The organism is Pedobacter sp. HMWF019 (assembly GCF_003061025.1).
Classification (GTDB): domain Bacteria; phylum Bacteroidota; class Bacteroidia; order Sphingobacteriales; family Sphingobacteriaceae; genus Pedobacter.
Genome location: NZ_QAIL01000603.1, coordinates 1 through 2,323, shown reverse-complemented (window position 1 = coordinate 2,323; position 2,323 = coordinate 1). Strand labels below are relative to the sequence as shown.

Here is a 2,323-nt window from a genome sequence, read left to right as displayed (position 1 = left end):
GATTTTAACTTAATCTAGGTTAAGTTGTACCGGTAGCTTTTTTTTTATAAAAAAGAACTCATAACAAGAAATGATTACCGCTGAATGTATGATAATCTTACCGTATAATTTAAAATATTCCGGATCATAGGATCAGGCATAGGAGCCTGGATAAAACTTAATGAAATCAATCCATGTGCGGCAGCCCACTGAAGATAAATTGATGTAAAATTATCCCATGCTTCCATAGACTAACAAATTATAGTTTTGAAAGATAAGGATAATTCTAAATCTGGTGGTTATCCAAATTCTCAAAAAAAGAACTCCAGTATTTATACTGGAGTTCAAGTGAAATAATGCTGTATTCTGTTCTACGGGGTTAAATTCAATGTATAACTAAAATCTGCCGTTTCCATTTTTAACTGTTCCACCTGTGAATAATGAAAACAGCCGGCCTCCAAAATCTAACGGCTGAATTGAATCCCAATGTTCTACTATCTTCCCGTCTGAGACTTTCCAAATATCTATAACATTGAGCCCTCTGCTGTCAATACCGTGATGGGCTGCCTTTGCTGTCATGTGGGAATGGATAATAACAAACTCACCATCTACATATACATGTTTGGCCTCAATAGAGAATTCAGGAAATTGTTTCAAGGCTTTTCTGCCTTCTTTCACTACTCCCTGCACTCCGTTTTCCATCCCAATATTATGTTGTATATATGGATGACTGCCGTATTCAGTAAGAAGACTGTCAAATTCCAAAGATCTGAGAGTCTGCAGAAAGCCGGTTACAATTTTCAAATTATTAAGTTCATCAGCTGACCAATGCGGTTTTACAAGATGCTCGTAACCGTCTAATTTGTTTTTATTTTTCATTGTTTAGGAAATTTGGATAGTTAAGTTTTATATGCAGATAATTAGTTTTTGATTCAAGTTTATTAAATTATCGTTGTTGACAGCTTTCGATCCGACGCATATGAAACAATCAATATGATCAAAGCCATCAAGGCGCCGGCAGCATGGAAAACATCATCACCTGCAATCGTGCGTGCAATTACTGCAGAAACAAAACTGATAGCCAGACCTATATATGATGCCTCTTTTAGTAAACGGACAGGAAACCAGATAGCAATAGCGGCAATAAGCTTAGCAACGGCAAGTTCTATTCTAAAGTAGTCGGGAAAACCTAAATGCCTGAATGCAGATTGTAATTGAGGATATACCAGATAGGCATATGCTGAAAAAAGCATGGCCGATGAAATAAGTCCCGTAGAAATGTAGTATGTTATTTTTGTTGTTTTCATTCTTTTACTATGTATTTCTTTAATTCGCCCATAGCAGATGCGGTTGTTTATGGTTATGTGTCGAGTAATTTATTCTTGATTATAAAACTGACTGCTGCTTAGCCGTTTTTGAACCTCCCCACAATGAACCTGGATTCGCCCAGCGGGGATATAATTCAAGCATTCGATTGTATAATTCCAATGCCGTAGAAGTTTCAGATTCAATCCGGTTAAAATTTCTAAGATATTGTGCGGTAAGCAAAGCTGTTTCGGGCGCATCAGAAAGCTCTGGCTGCTTGTGCCCCGAAATAACAGCATCTGGATTAAGTGCTGCCAATTTCTCGGCTGCTTGTGCCCAGTGTTCACGGGATTCTGTGTTGGTCTCTGCTGTAAAAGGATGTGTATGGTTATATACAACATCTCCTGCCACAACCAAACGTAAATCAGGAACCCAAAGACTTGTAGAATGGGCCGTATCTGTATGCCCGGTGTCAATAATTTCGATACGGTGTCCTTCTAGTTCTATAAAGCTTCCCTCCAATACTGATGGATAGACACTTTCTGGAATTTCACCCGGAAAAAGTTTTTCCCAAAAGTGTTCTCTGTAAGCCGGCAGATCATTAATCGGAGCATCGCCTACGGTATTGGCTGTTCCAACTGCTGCTGCATCAGGAAATTCTTTAAGAAGCTGCCCGATCCCGAACCAATGGTCTCCGTGGCCGTGTGTAATGTAGATATGCGTTAATTTTCGGTTAAATGATTTTACCCAGTTTACCAAGTCATTATTTTGAGATATTGAAGTAAATGTGTCTACAAGTACTGCATCTTTTTCTCCATAAATAAGTGTTGAAGAATTAGATACCCATTGTAAATCTTCTGGACCGTGAGGTAAATCGCGAGTTACTCCTTTCCGTACTGCGGTCATAACTGCATAAGATAATTTAGATTCTGATCTATTAAAATTTTCCATTTTTTTTTGAATTATTATGTTAATATCAAGTTTACTACGCAAAATTAAGTCCTACCTTTGCATTAAGCAAGTACTAACCAAATTGTAT

3 protein-coding genes are annotated in these 2,323 nt (G+C 37.8%); all 3 read right to left on the bottom strand.

Annotated features, from left to right (window positions below; genetic code table 11):
* Positions 1-375: 375 nt before the first annotated feature.
* The 3 genes from DBR11_RS28565 to DBR11_RS28555 all read right to left on the bottom strand — a co-directional run bounded on the left by DBR11_RS28565 (position 376) and on the right by DBR11_RS28555 (position 2,235).
* A complete protein-coding gene (locus tag DBR11_RS28565) occupies positions 376-858 on the bottom strand; it encodes an ester cyclase (protein ID WP_108555927.1) in 483 nt (160 codons plus the stop codon).
* A 62-nt stretch (positions 859-920) separates the two neighbouring features.
* Positions 921-1,286 carry a DoxX family protein gene (locus DBR11_RS28560; protein WP_108555926.1) on the bottom strand — a complete coding sequence of 122 codons (366 nt, stop codon included), beginning with the start codon at positions 1,284-1,286 and terminating at the stop codon, positions 921-923.
* Between the two features lie 79 nt (positions 1,287-1,365).
* Complete coding sequence (locus tag DBR11_RS28555) at positions 1,366-2,235, bottom strand: MBL fold metallo-hydrolase (RefSeq protein ID WP_108555925.1); 870 nt, start codon at positions 2,233-2,235, stop codon at positions 1,366-1,368.
* Positions 2,236-2,323 lie beyond the last annotated feature (88 nt).

Coding starts and splice junctions, on each gene's coding strand:
- DBR11_RS28565 (WP_108555927.1), bottom strand. CDS start 858: ATGAAAAATAAAAACAAATTAGACGGTTACGAGCATCTTGTAAAACCG.
- DBR11_RS28560 (WP_108555926.1), bottom strand. CDS start 1,286: ATGAAAACAACAAAAATAACATACTACATTTCTACGGGACTTATTTCA.
- DBR11_RS28555 (WP_108555925.1), bottom strand. CDS start 2,235: ATGGAAAATTTTAATAGATCAGAATCTAAATTATCTTATGCAGTTATG.